Source organism: Arthrobacter sp. 10L430, from assembly GCF_056395245.1.
Window position 1 is genome coordinate 300,326 of sequence record NZ_JBFTJD010000005.1, and the last position, 19,858, is coordinate 320,183.

18 protein-coding genes, 1 tRNA gene and 1 pseudogene are annotated in these 19,858 nt (G+C 64.7%); 8 read left to right on the forward strand and 12 right to left on the reverse strand.

Features of this window, described 5'->3' with window-relative positions; translation table 11 throughout:
• Positions 1–377 precede the first annotated feature (377 nt).
• Genes AC1DDG_RS07890 through AC1DDG_RS07900 form a run of 3 tightly spaced genes read right to left on the reverse strand, consistent with a single transcriptional unit; the run spans position 378 to position 3,777 of the window.
• Positions 378–1,703, reverse strand: coding sequence for a class I SAM-dependent methyltransferase (locus AC1DDG_RS07890; RefSeq protein ID WP_476875599.1), 1,326 nt, complete (start codon positions 1,701–1,703; stop codon positions 378–380).
• Positions 1,700–2,425, reverse strand: coding sequence for a DUF1365 domain-containing protein (locus tag AC1DDG_RS07895; RefSeq protein WP_476875600.1), 726 nt, complete (start codon positions 2,423–2,425; stop codon positions 1,700–1,702). The genes AC1DDG_RS07890 and AC1DDG_RS07895 overlap by 4 nt, the downstream gene beginning before the upstream one ends.
• Complete coding sequence (locus AC1DDG_RS07900; protein WP_476875601.1) at positions 2,422–3,777, reverse strand: NAD(P)/FAD-dependent oxidoreductase; 1,356 nt, start codon at positions 3,775–3,777, stop codon at positions 2,422–2,424. The genes AC1DDG_RS07895 and AC1DDG_RS07900 overlap by 4 nt, the downstream gene beginning before the upstream one ends.
• A gap of 124 nt (positions 3,778–3,901) precedes the next feature.
• Here AC1DDG_RS07900 and AC1DDG_RS07905 point away from each other — a divergent pair, with 124 nt between their 5' ends.
• Positions 3,902–4,819 carry a LysR family transcriptional regulator gene (locus tag AC1DDG_RS07905; RefSeq protein ID WP_476875602.1) on the forward strand — a complete coding sequence of 306 codons (918 nt, stop codon included), beginning with the start codon at positions 3,902–3,904 and terminating at the stop codon, positions 4,817–4,819.
• A 45-nt stretch (positions 4,820–4,864) separates the two neighbouring features.
• Complete coding sequence (locus AC1DDG_RS07910) at positions 4,865–5,374, forward strand: DUF2004 domain-containing protein (RefSeq protein ID WP_230119617.1); 510 nt, start codon at positions 4,865–4,867, stop codon at positions 5,372–5,374.
• 123 nt (positions 5,375–5,497) lie between these two features.
• Here AC1DDG_RS07910 and metE read toward each other — a convergent pair.
• Both metE and AC1DDG_RS07920 read right to left on the reverse strand, forming a co-directional pair.
• Positions 5,498–7,768, reverse strand: a pseudogene (metE, locus tag AC1DDG_RS07915) (5-methyltetrahydropteroyltriglutamate--homocysteine S-methyltransferase); the annotation flags it as partial.
• Positions 7,769–7,830: 62 nt separating this feature from the next.
• On the reverse strand, positions 7,831–8,796 hold the full coding sequence (locus AC1DDG_RS07920; RefSeq protein WP_476875603.1) for a methylenetetrahydrofolate reductase: 966 nt from the start codon (positions 8,794–8,796) through the stop codon (positions 7,831–7,833).
• Positions 8,797–9,312: 516 nt separating this feature from the next.
• On the opposite strand from AC1DDG_RS07920, the gene AC1DDG_RS07925 reads away from it, so the two are divergent.
• Entirely contained in the window at positions 9,313–9,510 is a 198-nt protein-coding gene (locus AC1DDG_RS07925) for a hypothetical protein (RefSeq protein ID WP_476875604.1), read from the forward strand.
• A 36-nt stretch (positions 9,511–9,546) separates the two neighbouring features.
• Here AC1DDG_RS07925 and AC1DDG_RS07930 read toward each other — a convergent pair whose 3' ends face one another.
• The 4 genes from AC1DDG_RS07930 to AC1DDG_RS07945 form a co-directional block, all read right to left on the reverse strand.
• Complete coding sequence (locus tag AC1DDG_RS07930; protein WP_476875605.1) at positions 9,547–10,800, reverse strand: ROK family transcriptional regulator; 1,254 nt, start codon at positions 10,798–10,800, stop codon at positions 9,547–9,549.
• 123 nt (positions 10,801–10,923) lie between these two features.
• On the reverse strand, positions 10,924–12,069 hold the full coding sequence (locus tag AC1DDG_RS07935; RefSeq protein WP_476875606.1) for a class I SAM-dependent methyltransferase: 1,146 nt from the start codon (positions 12,067–12,069) through the stop codon (positions 10,924–10,926).
• A gap of 611 nt (positions 12,070–12,680) precedes the next feature.
• Positions 12,681–12,983: a DUF4193 domain-containing protein gene (locus AC1DDG_RS07940; RefSeq protein WP_476875607.1), complete on the reverse strand. Its 303-nt coding sequence runs from the start codon at positions 12,981–12,983 to the stop codon at positions 12,681–12,683.
• A gap of 167 nt (positions 12,984–13,150) precedes the next feature.
• The gene (locus AC1DDG_RS07945) at positions 13,151–13,501 is read right to left on the reverse strand and encodes a zinc ribbon domain-containing protein YjdM (protein WP_476875608.1); all 351 of its coding nucleotides are present in this window, start codon (positions 13,499–13,501) and stop codon (positions 13,151–13,153) included.
• Between the two features lie 130 nt (positions 13,502–13,631).
• Between AC1DDG_RS07945 and AC1DDG_RS07950 the strand changes: the two genes are divergently transcribed.
• The 3 genes from AC1DDG_RS07950 to AC1DDG_RS07960 all read left to right on the forward strand — a co-directional run bounded on the left by AC1DDG_RS07950 (position 13,632) and on the right by AC1DDG_RS07960 (position 15,995).
• A complete protein-coding gene (locus AC1DDG_RS07950; protein ID WP_476875609.1) occupies positions 13,632–14,204 on the forward strand; it encodes a hypothetical protein in 573 nt (190 codons plus the stop codon).
• 283 nt (positions 14,205–14,487) lie between these two features.
• Positions 14,488–14,748 (forward strand): helix-turn-helix transcriptional regulator, encoded by a 261-nt coding sequence (locus AC1DDG_RS07955; RefSeq protein WP_476875610.1) that lies wholly within the window; start codon positions 14,488–14,490, stop codon positions 14,746–14,748.
• Positions 14,745–15,995, forward strand: a complete 1,251-nt coding sequence (locus AC1DDG_RS07960) for a type II toxin-antitoxin system HipA family toxin (RefSeq protein WP_476875611.1) — start codon at positions 14,745–14,747, stop codon at positions 15,993–15,995. Before AC1DDG_RS07955 ends, AC1DDG_RS07960 begins: the two co-directional genes overlap by 4 nt.
• A 163-nt stretch (positions 15,996–16,158) precedes the next feature.
• On the opposite strand, the gene AC1DDG_RS07965 is transcribed toward AC1DDG_RS07960, so the two are convergent.
• Positions 16,159–16,653, reverse strand: coding sequence for a DUF805 domain-containing protein (locus tag AC1DDG_RS07965; RefSeq protein WP_476875612.1), 495 nt, complete (start codon positions 16,651–16,653; stop codon positions 16,159–16,161).
• Positions 16,654–16,909: 256 nt separating this feature from the next.
• A tRNA-Ala gene (locus AC1DDG_RS07970) sits at positions 16,910–16,985 on the reverse strand.
• A 231-nt stretch (positions 16,986–17,216) separates the two neighbouring features.
• Here AC1DDG_RS07970 and AC1DDG_RS07975 point away from each other — a divergent pair.
• Both AC1DDG_RS07975 and AC1DDG_RS07980 read left to right on the forward strand, forming a co-directional pair.
• The gene (locus tag AC1DDG_RS07975; RefSeq protein ID WP_476875613.1) at positions 17,217–18,026 is read left to right on the forward strand and encodes a glycoside hydrolase family 16 protein; all 810 of its coding nucleotides are present in this window, start codon (positions 17,217–17,219) and stop codon (positions 18,024–18,026) included.
• A gap of 99 nt (positions 18,027–18,125) precedes the next feature.
• On the forward strand, positions 18,126–19,262 hold the full coding sequence (locus AC1DDG_RS07980; protein ID WP_476875614.1) for a cytochrome P450: 1,137 nt from the start codon (positions 18,126–18,128) through the stop codon (positions 19,260–19,262).
• Between the two features lie 100 nt (positions 19,263–19,362).
• Here the strand turns inward: AC1DDG_RS07980 and AC1DDG_RS07985 are convergent, their stop codons facing one another.
• A complete protein-coding gene (locus tag AC1DDG_RS07985) occupies positions 19,363–19,800 on the reverse strand; it encodes an SHOCT domain-containing protein (RefSeq protein ID WP_476875615.1) in 438 nt (145 codons plus the stop codon).
• Positions 19,801–19,858: the final 58 nt, after the last annotated feature.

Sequence of the window (19,858 nt, forward strand, 5' to 3'; positions counted from 1 at the left end):
GCCTGGAACTGGAATCGGCCTGGAACTGAAATCCCTGTCCGATACTGGCTGCGCCGGTCTCCCGCTCAATCTGTATGTCGATACTACATGTAGTGCAAGGCCGCCAGCGGAACCCCTAGATGATGTATTACAAGTATGTCATTTAATGCACTTTTAATCCACAGGCAAGGGTCGCCAAAATGTCCGGATTTCCGGCTTTTTCGAGGACGTAATCCACACCCTGTGGAGTACTTAGACACATTTAAACGCCTGCGTGTCGTGCGGAAGACGGCGTGTCGAACGTGCCCGCGCAGGCCAGGAATTGTGGTCCGGGGCACGCAGAAGAGGCCCGAAAGCATGCTTCCGGGCCCCTCCTTGTGATTAAGGAAACGGCAAATCTAGAGCTGTGCCTCCCGGCGGTCCAGGACGATCTGCTGCACGTCCAGGTAGCCGGACTGGAAACCGGCCCGCGAGTAGCACAGGTAGAACAGCCACATCCGCTGGAACACTTCGTCGAACCCGAGCTCCCGCACTTCGCGGGAGCGGACCAGAAACCGCTCCTCCCACAGCCGCAGCGTGGCCGCGTAGTGGTCACCCATCCCCCGGCGTTCCCGGACACGCAGCGTGGTGTGCTGCTCGGTGACGCTCTCGATCGCCCGCACGGAAGGAAGGAACCCGCCGGGGAAAATGTACTTGTGCACCCAGGTGTAGGCATTCCGCGTGGCGAGCATGCGGCCGTGCGGCATGGTGATGGCCTGGATGGCCACCTTGCCGCCGGGAGCCAGCACCCGGTCGATGGTCTGGAAGTAGACCGGCCAGTACTCATAGCCCACCGCTTCAATCATTTCGACGGAGACGACGGCGTCGTACTCGCCTTCCACCGCGCGGTAATCCTGCAGGGCCACCGTGACCTGGCCTGAGTAACCGGCTTCCTCGATGCGCTGCTGTGCCAGGGACTGCTGCTCGCTGGACAGCGTCACCGTGTACACGGTGGCGCCGCGGGCAGCGGCACGCAGGGCGAGCTCGCCCCAGCCCGTGCCGATCTCCAGCAGCCGGGTCGTCTGGCCCACCCCGGCCTTGTCCAGCAGCCTGTCGATCTTGGCCTGCTGGGCGGAGGCCAGTGCATCCCAGCCGACTTCCGGCAGCGGGCCGGCTCCGGCGGTAAACAGCCCCGAGGAGTAGCTCATGGTGGTGTCCAGGAAGTTGGAGAAGAGCTCGTTGGAGAGATCGTAGTGGCGCGAGATGTTGCCCCGGGTGTTCTGCTCCGTGTTGCGTTCCTGGCGGGGCGCCCGCGGCAGGTAGAGGCTGCGAAGCTTCTGCAGCGGCACCGGGATGAGCGTGTCCAGCGAGGAGGCAAAGACCTCCAGGACTCCGGCGAGGTCAGACGCCTCCCAGTCCCCGGCCATGAAGGACTCCCCCAGCCCGATCAGGCCGTTGTCGCCGATGCGGGCGTCGAAATCCTCCGGCCTGACCATGGTCATCACCGGCGAGCCGGCGTCCCCGGTCCCCAGCACGGACCCGTCGGGGTACTCAACGCGCAGCGGCAGCCGCCGGGCGGCACCCCTGAACAGTGCGCCGGCCGCCTTGCCGGCAAGGACCGCCTTCGCTCCTGCAGGAGTACGGGCGACGCCGGGCCACACCTCGGCGTCGATGGCCGCCGGAGCAGCCGGGATCCGGAACGGACCGGATGCGTTTCCCTGGTAGGTCGGGTCTGTGAGTGTCATGAGACTGCCTCCTGTGATGGGTGGTGGGGGCGGTTGATGATGGGCAATCCGCGGGCCCAGAGTTTGATTCCCTGCCAATGGATCTGCAGCACGAGGCGGAGAGGTGCCAACGGAACGGCGAGCGCCGCGGCGAGGATGCTGCGCGGAGTGGCGGCCTGTCCGACCCCGGTCATGGTGGCGGTAAACGGCTTGCGCCCGGCACGTTCCAGCACCACCGCGACGGCGAGGTTCCCGTCAGGTTCAGGCAGGTTCATCAGGTAGCTGCCGTCCACCTCGTTGAACGGGGAGACGTAGAAGTCCTTGTCGGTCCTGGCACGTCCGGACTCATCCGGATGCAGCAGGTAGCAGTGCTGTTCGCCATAGGTGTTGTGGACCTCGGCGATCACGGCGTGCAGCGCGCCGTCAGCGCCGTGGCACCAGAAGAGGCTGATGGGGTTGAAGACCTGTCCCAGCACCCTGGCGTTGGCCAGCATGGTGACCTTGCCGCCGTCGGGCTTCGCACCGTTGACGGCGAGGAAGCGGTCAACGTTCTCCCGGATGCTGGCCGCCGGGTCCCCCAGGTGGTCCTTGGCATGGAAACCGGCGAGCGGACGCAGCCACCAGGGCAGCAGGGGCAACGCGTCAAGGTCCACGAACCAGCTGTAGCTTCGGTAGGTGAAGGCGTTCTCCAGCGGATCCCGCCGCACGTGGCGGATGCTGGTGCGGTAGATGGCCGCCGTCATGGGACAAGCTCCGCCGGCCGCCCGGCTTCCGGCATCTCGTGCCGGTCTGCGGGCGCTTCCCAGTCCCGGCCCAGCAGCGCTGCCGCCCGAACCCCGGACGCTGCCCCGTCCTCATGGAAGCCCCAGCCGTGGTAGGCGCCGGCGAACGCGAGCCGGGAGTCGCCGAGTTCATCAAGGCGGCCCTGCGCGGTCACAGATTCCGGCGTGTACTGGGGGTGCTCATAGACGAGGTCCTGCAGTACGGCTTCCGGTTTGATGAGGTGGGATTCGCCAAGGCTCACGATATAGCTGCCGCCGTCGTCCGGGCTGAGCCGCTGGAGGCGGGTGAGGTCATAGCTGACCAGCACGTGGTCCGGGCGGGCCCCGCAGGAAGGAAGCCGGTAATTCCAGGACGCGCGGGCCGCTTCCGTGCGCGGCAGAACGGCGGGATCACGATGGAACTTGATGTGGTTCAGAGAATAGGGCATGTCGCCCAGGACCCTGACTTCGTCCGGCGTCGGCTCCGCCATCATGGCCAGTGCCTCGCGCGGGTGCGCGGCGATGATGGCGGCGTCGAACTCTTCGGTGCCGGCCGCCGTCGTGATTTCCACGCCGGATCCGGTGCGACGCACCGCCAGCACGGGGCTGCCGAGGCGGACCTCCTGCAAACCTGCGACCACGCGGTCAACGTAACTGCGCGAGCCTCCCTTCACGGTCTTCCACTGCGGCGAACCCTTGATGCCGAGCATGCCGTGGTGATCCAGGAAGGTGAAGAGATACCGTGCCGGATAGGCGAGCGCGGTCGTCGGGTCGCAGGACCACACGGCGCTCACCACCGGCGCCATGAAGTGGGCTGTGAAGTAATCGCTGAACTTTTCCCGGTCCAGAAAGGCGCCCAGCGTTTCCTCGCCGCCGTCTTCTGGGGCGGAGGACAGCAGTGCGCGCGCCTTTCGCCAGAAGCGAAGGATCTCGGCCAGCATCCGCAGGTACTGGGGACGCAGCAGGTTGGCTGGCCGGGCAAAGACACCAGCGGCTCCCTTGGCCCCGGCGTACTCGAGGCCGCAGCCGTCGCACCTGATGCTCATGGTCATGTCCGAATCCTGCGTTTCGACACCCAGTTCGCCGAAGAGCCGGATGAGGTTGGGGTAGGTGCGGTTGTTGTGCACGATGAAGCCCGTATCCACAGCGAGCGTCCCCGAAGTCTGCGGGACGTCGTGGGTGTGGGCGTGGCCTCCGGGCCTGGCTTCCGCCTCGAAGAGGGTGACGTGGTCACGCCGACTGAGGATGTGCGCGGCCGTCAGGCCCGCCACCCCGCTGCCGACGACGGCGATGCGCCGGCTCTCGTCTCCACTCCGTGCTGGGCTGGGTGACAATCTTTGCTCCTTTGCTGAACAGCTGCCGCTGATTGACTACTCAGGGGCTATTCGGAGCCATCAGGCACACGGATGGGTGGGCAATTTTTTTCGCTGCAAACGGCACCGAGAGTAAGGTGAGCTGGTGGTTAACCCCGTACATTTGAGGACCTTGCTGGAGGTCACGAGGCTTGGATCCTTCGCGGCCGCGGCGAGCAGGCTCGGGTATACGGCCTCGGCCGTTTCCCAGCAGATGTCGGCCCTGGAACGGGACACGGGAGTGCACCTGTTCCAGCGTTCGGCACGGAGCGTGGTGCCCACCGATGCCGCCCTGGTGATGGCCCGCCACGCGGCCAAGGTCCTCACCGACATTGAGGCGCTGATGGCCGCCGCGTCCAAGACCCACGACACCACCAGCCAGGAGCTGCGGCTCGGAATCTTTCCCAGCCTTGCCACCTACGTCCTCCCGCGGATCCTGAAGAATCCGGCGTGGAAAGGCCTCGGCATCGACCTCCGGGTTTCCGTGGCCGAACCCGCCCAGACCATCCAGGGCCTGCGTACAGGCGGCGACGTGGACGTGGCGCTCGTGTACCAGGTGGGCCAGTCCGGGCTCGCGTGGCCCCACACCATCAACCGGCAGTGGATCGGCGACGACAACTTCCGGGTGGTCCTACCCACCGGATGGGGCTTCCGCACTGAGGCCAAGGTGGCGGCGGACCACCTCTCCGACATGCCCTGGATCATGCACCACCCGGGCACGAGCGACGCCACGGTGATCGAACGGCTCTTCGCCAGCTGCAACCTGCATCCCCGCGTGGTGGCCTACAGCGACGACTTCCACGCCAGCCTTGAAATGGCGGCCGCCGGGCTGGGTGCCGCGCTGGTACCTGAGCTTGCGCTGCGCCACCGGCCGGCCGGCGTGGTGGTGCTGGACGTCCCGGAGATCAGGCTGGCCCGCAACGTCTTCGCACTGCTGATCAACGACAAGAAGACCGCCCGGGTGCAGCTCTTCGTGGACCTGCTGGCTGACACGCTTGGCAGCCTGGGGTCTCCAGATAAATAATCCCCGATGCTGGAATGCACCGCTTTTCGGGTCTATGTTGAAGATATGACCACCAAGGTAGCGAGCCAGCACTTCGGAGAGATCGAGCTCAACCACGGCCGGGACCATAACGTCGCCGCGGAGCATGAGCTGGCTGGCCAACGCCTTGAGCTGGACCTCAACATCAACGCCCATGACCACTTCGATGAGGCGGCCATGCACAAGGTGGACTACCGTTTGCGCTACCTGCCCGAGCTCGTGGATGAGGTCCGGGAGATGATCGCGGAAGAGCTGGAGCAGGAGGGGACGAGCCCCCAGGAGTATCTCCGCTTCCACTGCAATGCCATCAAGGATGAGCACCTGCAGAAGGTCTTCGGCGTCTCAGACAAAAGCCAGCTCACCAATGCGGTGTTCCTGAAGGCTCTGAAGCTGGGCCACGTGGGAATCTACCCGGGCCAGCCCGAGCGCTACTTCGTCCTCGACTTCACACTGGGTTCCCACTTCACTGACGAACTGCTCGTGGCGTCTGCGGATGAGGACGGCGTGGTGGACGACGAAATCGTCTGGGAGTCCTGAACCCACCCCCAATGCGAATCGATTGCTCCATAACGGCCCTTTTGAGGGCTCAGAACGGCGTTTGCTCAGCAATCGATGATTAAACGCCGACGGCGGGCGGTCACCAAAAGGTGAACCCCCGCCCAGGGACTCTTCGGTCTCGGCGTAGCCGCGGGTCTTCAGGCCGCAGTCCGGGTTGACCCAGAGCTGGCGGGACGGGACGTGCTTCACGGCGGTGCTGAGCAGCTCGGTGACTTCCTGCTCGCCCGGAACGCGCGGCGAGTGGATGTCGTAGACGCCCGGGCCCACGCCGCGGCCGAAGCCGTGGGACTCGAGGTCGTGGACAACCTCCATGCGTGAACGGGCGGCCTCGATGGAGGTGACGTCCGCGTCCAGTCCGTCGATGGCGTCGATGATGGCGCCGAACTCGGAGTAGCACAGGTGGGTATGGATCTGGGTGGCATCGGCAGCACCGGCGGTGGCCAGGCGGAACGAGTTCACAGACCAGTCCAGGTAAGCGGCCTGGTCGGCCTTGCGCAGGGGAAGGAGTTCGCGCAGGGCGGGCTCGTCCACCTGGATGACCTTGATGCCGGCGGCTTCGAGGTCGGCGATTTCGTCGCGCAGCGCCAGGCCAACCTGGTTGGCGGTCTCGCCCAGCGGCTGGTCGTCGCGGACGAAGGACCAAGCCAAGATGGTGACCGGACCGGTGAGCATGCCCTTCATCGGCTTGCTGGTCAGCGACTGGGCGTACTCGGCCCAGGCCACTGTGATGGGGGCGCTGCGGGTGACGTCGCCCCAGAGGATGGACGGGCGTGTGCAGCGTGAGCCGTAGGACTGGACCCAGCCGTGGACCGTGACGTCGAAGCCTTCCAGATTCTCGGCGAAGTACTGGACCATGTCATTGCGCTCGGGCTCGCCGTGCACCAGGACGTCGTAGCCGAGCTCTTCCTGCAGGTCGACGACGCGCTTGATCTCGTCCTTCATGAGCTGCTCGTACTGCTCGTTGGTGAGGTCGCCTTTGTTGTTGCGGGCACGGGCGGAGCGGATCTCGGAGGTCTGCGGGAAGGAGCCGATGGTGGTGGTGGGCAGCGGCGGCAGGTGCAGTGCCTCTTCCTGGGCGGCTTCGCGGACCGAGTACTCGGAGCGGTTGAAGTCGGCCGGGGTCAGGGCTGCGGTGCGTGCCCGGACGTCGGCGCGCTGGACGCCCTCGGCGGCGGCACGGGAAGCAATGATGCGGGTGGCTTCATCGATGGCCGGCTGCACGGACGCGGCGGCAGTCAGCAGGCCTGCGAGGGCGACAACCTCGACAGCCTTCTGGTCAGCGAAGGCCAGCCAGCTGCGGAGCTGCTCGGACAGCTGTGCCTCTTCCCCGACGTCGTGCGGGACGTGCTGGGTGGAGGTGGACGTGCTGATGGCCAGCTTGGCCACGGACTTCTTCAGTTCGGCGATCTTGTCGGCAGAGGCGGCAAGATCGTTGCGCCAGATGTTGTGGCCGTCCACGACGCCGGCAACCAGGGTCTTGCTGCCCAGTGCCGCCAGTGCTGCGGCGGACGGGACGGCGCCCTTGAAGACGTCGATGTGCAGGGCGTCGATGTTGGTGGCCGCGAGGGTGCCGAGCTGGCCGTTCAGGGCGCCGTACGGGGTGGAGACGAACAGCTGCGGGCGCTGGCCGGCCGCGGAGAGGACTTCGTAAGAGCGGGCAACGGCGGCCTGGATCTCCTGCGCGGAGGTTTCCTGGTCAACAACCAGGGCCGGCTCGTCCAGCTGGACCCAGCTGGCGCCGGCAGCGGCCAGCTTCTCGAGCAGCGCGGTGTAGATGGGGAGTACATCCTCGAGGCGCGACAGCGGGCTAAAGCCGGCCGGGGCGTCGTCGGAAGCCTTGCTGAGCAGCAGGAAGGTGACCGGGCCCACGATGTAGGGACGGGTCTCCACACCGTTGGCCAGGGCGTATTCGAACTCTTCAACGATGCGGCTGGAGGTCAGCGCGAAGTTGGTCTCCGGGCCGATTTCCGGCACCAGGTAGTGGTAGTTGGTGTCGAACCACTTGGTCATTTCCAGCGGCTGCTCGTCCTTGTTGCCGCGGGCCAGGGTGAAGTAGCCGTCGATGTCCAGCTGTCCCTCAGCGTTGAGGAGGTTGCCGAAACGGGCCGGCACGGCGCCCAGGTGAGCGGCGGCGTCGAGCACCTGGTCGTAGAAGGAGAACGTGCCGGGAACGGCCGCGGCTTCAGTCAGGCCCAGGCCCTGCAGGCGCTTGGCAGTGCCCAGCTGGATTTCCTTGGCGGCGGCGTCAAGCGCGGCGGCGTCGATCTTGCCGGCCCAGTAGGCTTCGACGGCCTTCTTGAGTTCGCGGCGCCGGCCGATGCGGGGGTAGCCGAGGATTGAGGCGGACGGGAACGGGGTGTTCTTCTCAGTCATGTGAATTTCCTTGAATGGTTGGGAAGGCTTGCAAGTCTTGGGGAGTGGTCGGCTGGCCGTGGTCAGCTGGCGAGCTGGCGGCGGGCGATCGCGTTGAGGCGGCTGGCGGAGCGTGCCGGACGGACGAGCGAGAGCTTGTCCAGCACCTCCAGCGCGCTCTGGTGTTCATTGAACGTGTACAGGTGCAGGCCGGGGGCCCCGGCATCCAGTGCGGCGTTGGCCAGGTCCACCGTGGCGCCCACACCGATGCGCAGGCGTTCGGCGTCGGAATCCGCCGCCGCCAGCCGCTCGATGAGCTCCGGAGCCGGTTCGACGCCGGTCAGCTCGCCCAGCCGCTTCAGCCGACGCAGGCTCGTGAGCGGCATGACACCGGGGATGATGGGGATCGTGACTCCTGCGCGGCGCGCCCTCGTGATGAGGTCCGCGTACTGCTCAGTGTGGAAGAAGACCTGGGTGATGGCGAAGTCCGCGCCCGAGCGCTGCTTGGCCAGCAGCACCTCGACGTCGTGTGCCTCGCTCGGGGATTCCGGGTGCCGGGTGGGATAGGCGGCCACGCCGACTGCCACCTTGCCGGCGCACAGCAGCGCCGACCGCCGCTGCTCAACCCGCCGGATCAGTTCGATCAGGTCCTGGGCGTAGCGGAGGGAGCCGCTGACGGGTTCACCGCTGTCCTTGGGCTGGTCGCCGCGCAGGGCAAGGATGCCGCGCACCCCGGCGTCAAGCAGCTCGCCGATGATTTCGGCAAGTTCCGACGGCGTGTTTCCGACGCAGGTCAGGTGTGCCAGCGGGCGGAGGGTGGTCTCCAGGACCAGGCGGTTGATGAGTTCGACGGCGGTGTCCCGGTTGGAGCCGCTGGCACCATAGGTGACGGACACGTAGTCGGGGTCCGTCGTCTCCAGCTCGCGGATGGTCGTCCACAAGGTTTCCGCAGCCGCGGGCGACCGGGGAGGGAAGAGCTCATACGACAGCGCCACAGGGGCCGTGTCGGAAAGATTTGGATGGGTCTCAATAAGGCTGGGTGGTGCCATTTGCGTCCTTGGCTATGGGCCATTGAAAGCAGCACTGCCGTGGCGGTGCCCGTGCAGTGTGCGGTCAATGAATTGAGTTTGGGGAACACGGAACGTACTTCGGCAGGGCGCAGCCGCGACTGTTACGCCTGAATAAAAGCAGTCCGTGAGCAAATGTCAGGCCCACATGGGGGCACCCACACCCTCCTTGGCTGCCGACAGGCGGCAGAACCACAGCGGAGGATCGCTGACACGTTACCTCGGTAACTTGTATAGAACTTTAGAAGCCGGGTGGGGGCCGGTTCAAGTCGGCATCGAATTAAGACGCAGTCTTACGCCTCCGGTTGTGCCCTGCACAGAATATTCTTCGCTCAACGCGCCCGCCGGCGCCAGATGGCCTGGCCGCGCTCAACTGGGGCGTATCAGGCCGGACGGTTCGCCGACGACGTTGGTCCCGGCGTCGTCAGTCCCGCTTCCGGCGCTGCAGAAGTAGCCGTTACCCTCCCCATGCAGGGGGAACGGGTCTATTCTTTTGCCATGATCCAGCTACCAGCCAGCTATCAGGAATATCTTGTCGGCAAGGACCAAAGCTTCGTTGACATGGTCCGCCCGGTCCTCATGCAGTCCGCCGCCGACAAGCTCCATGGCGTGCGTGTGCTGTTCATTCCGAAGGGGCACCAGGCGCACCTTGACGACACCATTCCGTACGGAACGATTGTCGAGGACATCGATTAGGGTTGCCACCCGGCACTAGTCGCCGGGTCCGAAACCTCAGCCCTCCAGCAGCAGCCGCTGCGCCCGCGGAGCCAGCGTGTGCTCCAGGACGAGGCACGCAGCGCCCACGGCCCCGACGTCCTCCCCCACACCCGTGCCCACCACTTCAATGCCATGGATGTTCCCCGCGTCGCTGTTCTGATTGATCAGTTCGGGAACCTGGTCCAAATAGCGCCGTGATAGCGGAGCCCAGAACGGTCCGCCGAACACCACGCGGTCGACGTCGAGCGTGTTGGCCACCACCGCCGCTGCCCGTGCCACGAGCACCGCTGACTTGTCGATGATCGCAGCGGCCGCGCCGTTTCCCGCCTCGGCAGCCTCGCAGAGCAATGCAAAACCGTCTTGAACCGCAGGCCCGCTCGTCAACGGACTTGAGTCGTCCAGAATGCCGGCGGCCTGGGCTTCCGCCACGAGGACCTGGGGAATGCAAGAGGACTTTACGCAGCCACGAAGGCCGCAGTCGCAGGGCGGCCCGTCCGGATCAACGATGATGTGGCCGATCTCTCCGGCGTTACCCGACGTACCGCGGACCACCTCGTCGTTGAGGACAATGCCGCAGCCGATTCCCGTGCCCATGTACATGAAGATGAAACTGCCCGTGCCGCTGGGGCCGCCAGCCCAGGTTTCCGCGACGGCGGCGCTGGTCACATCCTTGTCCATGAGCACCGACATCCCCGTGGCTTCGGCCAGCGCGTCCCGGAGCGGAACGCTGTCCCAGCCGTTCAGCAACGGCGGTTCCACCACGGTGCCGTGGTCATGGTTGATCGGACCCGGAGTAGCCACCCCGAGGCCTGCAATTTTGTCCCGGTCCACGCCGGAAGCGTCCACGAGTTGTTCGATCTCTGCGGCGATGGCGGAGATGACGGCATCCGGATTGCCGTCGTCCGGAGTCTTGATCTGCGAATGCTGAACCACTGCACCTGTGAGGTCCAGCAGCACGGAGGTTGCGACGGCGGGATCCAGGTGCACACCCACTGCATACATACCCGACGGATTAAGTCGCAGGATGGTCCGTGGCTTTCCTGGCCCGCTCCCCTCTTTCCCTGCCTCGACAATGAGGTTCTGGTCCAGCAGCCGGCGGGAAATGTTCGAGATTGTCTGCGGCGACAGGCCTACGATCTGCGCCAGCTCAACGCGGCTGAGGCCTCCTGAGGATCGCCGGATCGCGTCCAGGATGACTGTCAGGTTGAAGTCACCCATGCGGGGAAGGTTGGTTCCGCGCCGCGGTGTGGGCTGGCGGATCTCGGTCAATGAATCCCCTAAGCATCGTCGGTGCGTCACTATCGATGTCTGAATCGTACGTTACCTACCGGTATACGGGTATGTCCCCACACGCGGACCAAGGCGGAGGGCAGCCCGTGCCGGCTGCGGCGCTTAGCTGCCGTGCAGTTTGGTGCTGGCAGCCACCGTGAATTTCGGGTTCCTGCCTTTGATGCGGGTCGGTCCAACGAGCCTTTCGAGAGCCGGCAAGTATGGCAGATGACTGTTGAAGACCGTCCACAGCTCACCCCCGGGAGCCAGCACCCGGGCCGCGGCCTCGAACATCTTGATCCCCGCACCGGCGTGGACGCTCGCGCCAAGGTGGAAGGGGGGATTTAGCAGGATGAGGTCGGCGCTGCCGGCCGGAACAGAGCTCATCGCGTCGTCCTGAAGAACAGTGATCTGCCTGTCCAGGCCATTCGCCACTGCGGTGGCCGCTGCGGACGCAACTGCCGCCGCTGACTGGTCCGTGGCCGTCACCGCCGACCCCGGATGGGCGCGCGCATACATGGCCGCCAGGATCCCGGTGCCGCAGCCCAGATCCACTGCGCTGCCGGCCGCAGGGATCGCCGGAAGGAACTCCAGCAGGAAGCGCGTTCCGATATCCAGCCTGGTGCCGGCGAATACTGCACCGTGCGCGCAGACGGTGAGATCGAGCTCGGCGTTGTGCTCCATCACCGGGTACGGCGACGCCGGCTGCCCGGGTATTGCGCCCGATGCCACGAGGAGCCGTGACTTCTGCCGCGCCAGCTGGGGCTGGACGATTTCAAAATACCGCCCCAGCACCGCGTTCATGCCAAGGGACATGTGCTTAACCCGGCCGCCGGCAAGCAGCACGGTTCCGGCGGACGAGTACCGTGCCACGGCGTCGGAAATTTCCTCGAGCTCGGCGAGCGTCTTGGGAAGCTGCAGCAGCACGATGTCCGCGCCGTCCAGCAGCGCTGCCCCCAGGGGCAGCTGCACAAACCCGGCGTCGACGCCGAGTGCAGCAGCATTGTTGCGGAGTGCACGCTCCCCCGTGATGAGATCCTGGTGCACCCGAACCCGCGCAGGCGGTGACGCGCGGCCAGCGAGCAGCCCCAGCGCGAGAGCCCCGTAGCGGTCGCCGATGACCGCAACGCTGCTCTCGGGCGTCAGGAAGTCGGCGGCTGTTTCCAGCAGCAGCGTGTCGGTGGCGTCCCATGCCTGCAGGTTCGCGGCCTCAACGTCCGGGTACCTCCGCAGCCTGCCCAGTAGGTGCCCAAGGCTGTTTTCCGTCACCTGTTGCCGCCGCCTGTTCTTTACTGCCTGCCGATGCCGAATATGCCGCGCCCCCTCGAGGGGGCGGGCTACTGAGCAAACTTACCGCGAATCCGGTGCGGGCCGCCCGCCCAAAACCCGCACCGTCGCTGACGGACGGGAATGAACCCTTCTTCGGAATGCAGCATCGGGACCTCCAGAAGCCGCTACCCCACCTGATTGCTTGCGGCAACGAATTAAGCTTGACTCGTCGGAAAGAGAGTCGGTTGGGGGCTGTTTCGACTCAGGACTGACCTGGCGTGTTGTTGCAGCGACGCGCTTGATGTCTCCGCCGTAGTGGTTGGCATGGTCGTGTTCACGGTGGGGTATTTCGTGCCCATCGAGCGCGCTTCGCTGGGCTTTCGGAAGCTGCATCCCCTCTGCTGCTCGATTTATGAGCGTCCGTTTTGGCGGCACGAACGCTTCTGGAAGCTCAGCGCAACCGCATACCTTGAGATGTTCAATGGCACCCCGTTCAAGACAATGTTCACATTCTCTTCGCAATCAGCTTCGTGATGCGGCCGCGGATCTGTTGCCGCGGCCGCACCGTGCATCATTCCGGATCCGGGAGCAGCCCGGCGCGTAGTTCCGCCTTAGCCTTCACAGTCAGTGCAGTATGCGTGACCGTCCTTTTCACGTGCGATTTGGGACCGGTGCCGGACCAGGAAACAGGAGTAGCAGGTGAATTCGTCCTCCGCCTGGGGTACGACCTGGACGACCAGTTCCTCGGCGACGAACTCTCCGCCCGGGGTGACGGCGCCGTCCAAGGCGTCAGCCTCGTCCAGCTCCCGGACGACGCTGCGGGCGTCCGGGGCGTTCGCGGACTGAAGCGCCTCGAGGGACCTGTCCTGAGATTCTTTGACGTCGGATCGTACTTCGTCGTAATCGGTTGCCACTTGGTTCGTTCTCTTCTCTGACGTTCGTATCTGACGGGAATGCAACATACACCATTTCACCGGCATTTCCCCTATCACGAGGACATGGGGGCGGAAGCTGGGAACGGCACACGACGGGCGCCGGTAGGGCTCGCTGACGTTTCCGTGGCTCGTACTGCTGTCGGTCCCTAAACCTTTTTCACCACGCCGGACTTCAGCTGCATGGGACCCACACCGTCGACTTTGCAGTCAATGTCGTGGTCACCCACGCCGTCCAGGAGGCGGATGCCGCGCACCTTGGTGCCAACCTTGATGACGGTGGAGCTGCCCTTGATCTTGAGGTCCTTGACCACGGTAACGGTGTCGCCGTCGGCCAGCACGTTTCCCACGGCGTCCCTGATGACCCGCTCCCCCGGCCCGTCCGCTTCAGCCGGCGCCGCTGACCATTCGTGGCCGCATTCAGGGCAGACCAGGAGAGCACCCATCTCATACGTATATTCGCTTGAGCAATCCGGGCAAGGAGGAAGCGTCTCGTTCACGTTGCCTATCCTAATCCGCGCGTCAGGGGCAGCGGCTGTCGCTGCAATCGAACGAAGTCGAGATTCCTGGGCCGCTCCGGGCATAAACTTCCCCTGTAAGCATCGTTGGAGTTAACTCAAGGATGGCGTCATGACCGCGATCGATCCGGAATTGCTGACCTTCGAGTACAGGCTCCGGTATCGCGGCGCCCCCGGCCCCGAGCACGATCCAACTGACCTTCCGATGCGGTGGCAGATCACCATTAGCGGCGGGCACAACGAAGACGACGTCCAAGTCGGAAGCGCGGCCGTCTACCTTGTGCCAAAGGCAGGGATGCTCAACCTCGCCGTGGCAGCCGACGGAACGGACCGGGAAATGGAGCTGGTCGCAGAGATGCTGACGAGTGACCGCCCGGACCTGGTGGCCGAGTATCTCCAGTACGGCGGTGACCTGATGGTCATCTCGTCCCTGGAAATCCTTCCTGAATACCGGGGCGACAGGATCGGCTACTCGGCTTTGCACGCAATTATCGAGACGATCGGCAGGTCCGCTGACCTGGTAGTGCTTCATGCAGCTCCGGCGATCAGCGGAGCTTTTCCAGACGAAAAATCTCCTGAATATGAAGCGGCGACGACGGCCCTCAAAGCGTACTGGCTGGATTTCGGCTTCGAGGAAGCCGCCGGAGACTACCTGGCGATCGTCAAACAGAAGATCCTGGAATGATGCTTCCGACGCGCGCTGGCAGGTTCCAGCACCTGCTAAGGCGGGGCGATTACTTTGGGCGCACCGGTGCCCGGGACACCCGGAACCGCGTTGCCCGTTGGCCTGGACCTTGACGTCCCCATCACAAGATTCCAGTGCCCCTCGCCCCAGGAGATCGCAGGTCAGGCTGGGTCGGGTCGGAGCCGCACCCCACTAACAATGGGACATATATATCACATCTGCGAAGTAAGCTCGGATGTGACAGATATATCCCAAACGCGGAAAATCCCGATATGATCAAAATATGTCACATTCGCCGGACTTGACCCCGTTCTATCGCGCAGTGGATGCCGTCTCCCTCGGACTGGCCATCAGCGATGCCCGCAAGGAAGCATCCCTGACACAGCAGGAACTGGCCGACCGGATCCGCACCACCCGCCGCACCATCCACCGCCTCGAACATGGCGAAGCGGTGTCCATGATCGTCGCGATGGACGCAATCCGTGCCCTCGGCCGGGATGTGGCGCTGATCCCCCGGTTCTCTAAGCTGCAGGTCAGGCCGTGACCCGCCGCAGCCTTGAGGTCTTCCTGCACGGACGCCACATCGGGGTCCTCTCCGGCACGCCCCTGAGGCTGGCCTTCCAGTACGACACGGACATCGTCGCCGAATATGGTGCGTCGTCCGTCCTGCTCTCCCTGGCGCTCCCGGTGTCGCGGAAGAAACTGGACGGCCCCGCGGTCTTTAACTACTTCGACGGACTGCTGCCCGAAGGCCAAGTTCGCTCGCACCTGGCTGCCGAGAACCTGATAACCACACCGGATGCCATCGGCCTGCTGTCCGTCCTCGGGGCCGACTGCGCCGGCGCGGTCCAGGCGCTGCCGCCAGGAATCGGGCCGGACGGGCCCTCGCAGGCGGTAGCCATGACGGACGAGGAGGTGCGCCATGTCGTGGAGTCGCTGCCAACCTGGGATCTGCCCGCCGACTTCGCCATCACGGCCTCCCTGGGCGGCGTCCAGTCAAAAGTCCTCCTGAGCAGGCACGACGGCGGGTGGGCCTGGCCCGGGCGGGGCGCGGTGTCCACGCACATCATCAAGCCCGAGCCACTCGATTCGCCGATCCCCCAGCTCCTCACCTCCGAAGACTGGGCCCTCCGGGTCGCTGCGGCAGCAGGGCTGCCGGCAGCCCAGGCGCACCTGGAAACGTTCGGGGAACGGGACGCCATCGTCGTGACGCGCTTTGACCGCACCCCGGACGGGGGCAGGCTGCACCAGGAAGACTTCACCCAGGCCCTCGCCCTGGCGAGCACGGCCAAGTACGAGGGAACCACGGTCCCGCCGTCCCGGCTCACCAGAGTCGTTGCTGCCGCGTCACCGCACACCCGGGACCCTGACGTTTTCCGTCGTGACCTGCTCCGGGCCGTCACCTTCAACCTAGTCATCGGCAACGGCGATGCCCACTCGAAAAACTACTCGGTCCTGATCCGGGACGGCGGCGAAGTGCTGCTCGCTCCCCTGTACGACGTGGCGCCCACGCTGCTGCTCTACCCGCCAAGCTCCAATGCCGGCCACGCGCTCGGCGGGCAGATCGGGCTGAATCACCTCACACTGGAACACCTCGTCCGGGAAGGAGCGGCCTGGGGCCTGGAAGCGGATGATGCCAGGGCCACCGCGCGATCTGCAATGGAGGCCGTCGGGCAGGCTGCCGCGGCGACCAGGTCCCCCGATGACCGGCTGCAGTTCCTGAACGACCTCGTGCCGGCCAGGGTTGAGGACCTCCTCACCGGCGGGACGGCCCGCCGGGCACTCCCCTGACTCCTCCGCTCGCCCGGCAGCATGGGCTGATCCCGGAAGTGGCGCAAACGAACTCTGTTGGCGGATTTCGGGCCACTACCGCCCTGGGCACACAAAAGGGGCCGCACCTCGGTGCAGCCCCTTTCGCGCTCTCCGAACAGAGGTCCTTGCGGCCAGGCCCTGACTAGACGCCGCCGGGCTGGTCGAAGCGCTGTCCTGCCGGGTTGGAGGGCAGAATCATGAACACCAGCAAGGCCAGTGCACCCAGGAACGGCACCAGCCCGAGGAGCACCAGCCAGCCGCTCATGTTCACGTCGTGCAGACGCCGTACGGTGAGCGCCAGGGACGGAACGATGGTGGCCAGCGCCCAAATGACGAGCAGAATGTAGCCGACGATGGCACCAGGTCCGGGAGCCGGGGTGCTGCCGAGGCTAGAACTTGCCGGCGTGGCGGAAGCTCCCGCTCCTATGATGATGTTCACGATGATGCTTACGCCAACGGATACCAGGGTCCACCACCAGTATTCGCTGCGGCTGGCCCTCCCTGAGAACGTGGCGTACTTCTTGAAGAACCGGCGGACTGCTGCCGGGAAAGGCGCGCCGTAGTACGGAGCCCAGAGTGGCGGTTCGCCCTGCCAGGGTTGCGCTTGCTGCTGCTGCGGGTATTGCGGATAACTCAAGTTGTACCCCCATGTTTTCGAGTGAGTGAAACGAGCTCATCCTAAAGCTGCGACCTGGCGGAAGGGCGGTTCGTGGGACAAAATTTACCCTGTTGCGACGTTTCTGTGACCTGGCGTGGATTTGCTCAGGCGTCAGAAGGAGCATGAAGGTTCCGTGAAAAGTGGTCAAAAGGTGCCCACGTGTCAGAGTTGTGTCGAGTTTCGGCAAAGAAAAACCGCCAGAACCGGGCCGCAGCCCTAAATTCCAGCGGTTTCTTGGTGGAGCTGAGGGGACTCGAACCCCTGACCCCCTGCATGCCATGCAGGTGCGCTACCAGCTGCGCCACAGCCCCAAACCTTGTTCCTGCCGGTCTTTTGTGTCTCCCGGAAGCAACCTGAATAGCGTAATGCACAATTGGGCTGGAAGCCAATCAGGCCGTCCCCGTGCCCGGCCCGGCGACTTCCCGCCGCGACCTTTTTGAGTGGCTAAGCGCAAGTGGGGACCCGGACTCCAAGACTTTCCCAAGGTCTGTCCCGTAGCCTGAGTCCAGCGGAATGACCCGCATGCGTGTTGCTGGGGCGCTGTGGATAATGCAGAGCTGAGGAGAGCCATGCGTTTGAAGCGAAAGCTGGCAGCAGCGGTTATTGCTGCCGCCACGTTGAGTCTGGCGGCAGTGAATCTGAATGGGCGCTTGTCGGTACCGGCATCGGACCCGGGATTCGTAGCAACGGCGGCCACGGACGGAGTCCAGGCTGCAGTCCTGCGGGGATGGGGCCGGGTGGTGGCAGGCGACGAGTTTTCCTACGTCGGGGCGCCCAACCCGCAAAAATGGAAACTGTACGACGGGCTGGGTCACGCCGGCAAAGGGATCCGTAGCCCAAAGGCGTGGAACGTGGCCAATGGAGTTGCGACGGTCAGCGGTAACGCTTCCGGCACGACGGGCGGGATGTCGGCGATTTTCGCCCAACAAAAGTACGGCCGTTGGGAAACACGAATGAAGACCAGCGTGCGAGACCTGAAATACCACCCTGTCGTGCTCCTGTGGCCGAACGGCAACACTTCCCCGAACTGCGCTGAAGTTGACTACGCCGAGGCGCTCACCGATACCACCACGGTCAAATTTGCCCTGCACTACGCCTGCGCCGGACCATACAGCTATCAGACCCGGGGGGCACGGACGATCGACGTCACCCAATGGCACAACTACGCCGTCCAGTGGACCTCAACGGGGATCACCGGATACATCGATGGAATCCTGTGGTTCACCGATACGAATCCAGCCCATCTGCCGACCGTCGGGATGCACCAGACCCTCCAGCTCGACTGGTTCCCGAACGGAACGGCCACCAAACCAACCCAGATGCAGGTCGATTGGGTCCGCGTCTACCGGTGAGACGTGCAACGCGCGCCCCGACACTTCGTCTGCGCCCGGAAGACCGCGGGCTGAGCAGGGAGGCCAGCCATGGACTTCAGACCCGATAATGAGCATCGAATGGACCCCTTCCCTCATTACAAGAGGATGAGGGAAAGCGCACCTGTCCTCCACGACGAGTCATCCGGGAGTTGGCACGTCTTCCGGTATGACGACGTGCAGCGTGTGCTTTCCGAACATGCCACGTTCTCCTCAACGATGGGCGGGGGCGATCCGTCGGAGACGGGCCAGTTGTTCGCAGCGAGTCTGGTCACCACCGACCCACCCCGGCACCGGCAATTGCGCTCCCTGGTGACTCAGGCGTTCACGCCGAAGGCAGTGGACGGGCTTGCGCCCCGTATCTCAACGCTCACGGAGGAACTGCTGGACGGGATCGCTGCCACCGGTACGGCCGACCTTATCGAGGAGTTGGCGTACCCGCTGCCGGTGATCGTGATCGCGGAGCTCATGGGCATACCCGCCGAGGACCGTGATCGCTTCAAGAAGTGGTCCGATGTCATCGTCAGCCAAACGCGGGAGGGAGCGGAGAGCGCCGGCCACCGCACCACCAACAAGGACATGACTGAATACTTCCTGGCCATGATCGAAGAGCGTAGACGCCGCCCTGGAAGTGATTTGATCAGCAACCTGCTGACAGCCGAGATTGAAGGCGAAAAACTGAGTGTCGCCGAGCTGCTGGGCTTCTGCAGTCTGCTGCTCGTCGCCGGCAATGAAACGACCACCAACCTGATCGGCAACGCGGTGCTTTGTTTCACGGAAGTGCCCGGCACAATCGAACGGCTCCAAGCGGAACCGTCGCTGTTGCCGCAGGCGGTAGAAGAAGTGCTGCGCTACCGTTCTCCCGTCCAGTCCATGTACCGGGTGGCGGCTACAGAAACTATCCTGGGCGGTCTCCAGATCCCCGCCGGAGCCCCGCTGGTGGCGTGGATCGGATCGGCGAACCGCGACGAGCGGCACTTCCAGCGACCTGACCAGTTCGATATCGACCGCGGTCCTGTCCGGCATCTTGCCTTCGGCCACGGCATTCACTTCTGTCTCGGTGCCCCTCTGGCCAGACTTGAAGCGAGGATCGCACTTGCGGCCATTCTGTCCCGTCTGCCCGGACTGATCCTGGCCGCCGGAACGCGCCCCGAGCGGGTGGAAAGCACGATCATTTACGGGCTCAAGGAGCTCCCGGTCAGCTGGCAGGCAGCCTAACAACGAGGTTCCGGATGCTTCGAACCGTTGGGCACGCGGCCAACCGACGGCTGGCCGTTGGCACCTTCTGCTCAAGCCCCCCTCTCCGGCGTCGACGGCCTTACAGGCGGTTGAGTAATTCGGCCCGCCTGGTGCTGAGCTCCTCGTCGGAGATCAGACCCTGCCGCTGCAGGCGTACAAGTTCCTCGATCTGCGACACCACTGACGGGGATGCGGCGCCGGCCGCGTATCGGTTGATGCTGAGCACCCGGATGATGACTCCGGCAAGGACCAGGGCGATGCCCAGCACTAGAAGGGTCCAGGTCGGAACCGCAGCAGAGTCGACACTCCGATAGCACTCTGCCGCGGCACGGGAGCGGCTCCGAAGGGCGTCGAAGATTTCAGCGGCGCGGCTTTGCGGCATCAGCGCACTGCCGCAAAGCGGGCCGGCTTTCTGCAAACCGACGATGATTCCGGTGATCGATACGGAGAATCCCGCGGCAATCAGCCAAATCCAGCCGCGCCGAGTCATGGGGTCCGGCTGCACGGTACCGTCCATATTTCCCCTTTAGAAATCGCTAGTGGTGAGGGAAATCATATCGGCACAGGATAAACAA

Bases quoted from the DNA above. Each gene is read 5' to 3' on its own strand.
- AC1DDG_RS07980 (WP_476875614.1), top strand. From the start codon at position 18,126: ATGGACCCCTTCCCTCATTACAAGAGGATGAGGGAAAGCGCACCTGTC.
- AC1DDG_RS07890 (WP_476875599.1), bottom strand. From the start codon at position 1,703: ATGACACTCACAGACCCGACCTACCAGGGAAACGCATCCGGTCCGTTC.
- AC1DDG_RS07955 (WP_476875610.1), top strand. From the start codon at position 14,488: ATGTCACATTCGCCGGACTTGACCCCGTTCTATCGCGCAGTGGATGCC.
- AC1DDG_RS07985 (WP_476875615.1), bottom strand. From the start codon at position 19,800: ATGGACGGTACCGTGCAGCCGGACCCCATGACTCGGCGCGGCTGGATT.
- AC1DDG_RS07920 (WP_476875603.1), bottom strand. From the start codon at position 8,796: ATGGCACCACCCAGCCTTATTGAGACCCATCCAAATCTTTCCGACACG.
- AC1DDG_RS07925 (WP_476875604.1), top strand. From the start codon at position 9,313: ATGATCCAGCTACCAGCCAGCTATCAGGAATATCTTGTCGGCAAGGAC.
- AC1DDG_RS07895 (WP_476875600.1), bottom strand. From the start codon at position 2,425: ATGACGGCGGCCATCTACCGCACCAGCATCCGCCACGTGCGGCGGGAT.
- AC1DDG_RS07950 (WP_476875609.1), top strand. From the start codon at position 13,632: ATGACCGCGATCGATCCGGAATTGCTGACCTTCGAGTACAGGCTCCGG.
- AC1DDG_RS07910 (WP_230119617.1), top strand. From the start codon at position 4,865: ATGACCACCAAGGTAGCGAGCCAGCACTTCGGAGAGATCGAGCTCAAC.